Source organism: Streptomyces sp. A01, from assembly GCF_059026195.1.
The window spans coordinates 1-427 of record NZ_JBWLKN010000131.1 but is presented as its reverse complement, the minus strand read 5'-3'; the positions used below and the strand labels follow the sequence as shown (position 1 = coordinate 427).

At 63.5% G+C, this 427-nt stretch carries 1 protein-coding gene; it reads right to left on the bottom strand.

Annotation, left to right across the window (positions count from 1 at the left end; translation table 11 throughout):
• The coding region (locus tag AC5P1B_RS35865) for a VOC family protein (RefSeq protein WP_493892223.1) at nt 1–296 on the bottom strand (296 nt) is incomplete at its 3' end.
• Nucleotides 297–427: the final 131 nt, after the last annotated feature.

Genomic DNA, 427 nt, shown 5'->3' with positions numbered 1-427 from the left:
CGCTCTTCACCCACGAGTCCGGTGCCGACCCGCACGTCAAGGTGCAGCCGGTTCTTGGCGACCTTCCCTTCGGGAACGCGCTGGAAGAACAGTCGCGGGCCCACACCCGAGGGATCAACGCATGCGAACCATGAACCCTGATCCTCAGGCGGCAGCGAGCGATCGAATGCGTCCCAAGTGGCGAACCCCTTCGGTGGCGGCGGTACGACGTACCCCAACACCTCGCACCAGAAACGAGCGACGCGCTCAGGTTCCGCGCAATCGAAGGTGACTTGGAACTGCTTGATCGATGACATCGGTCCACCGTAGTGGCGCGTGCTGTTCACCGAGACCCTGGGGTGCCACCGCCGTGCGGGCCGAGATCGCACGTGACATGAGTAGCGCCAACGGACCAGATCACCTGAGACGACGATCGAATCGGACCAGA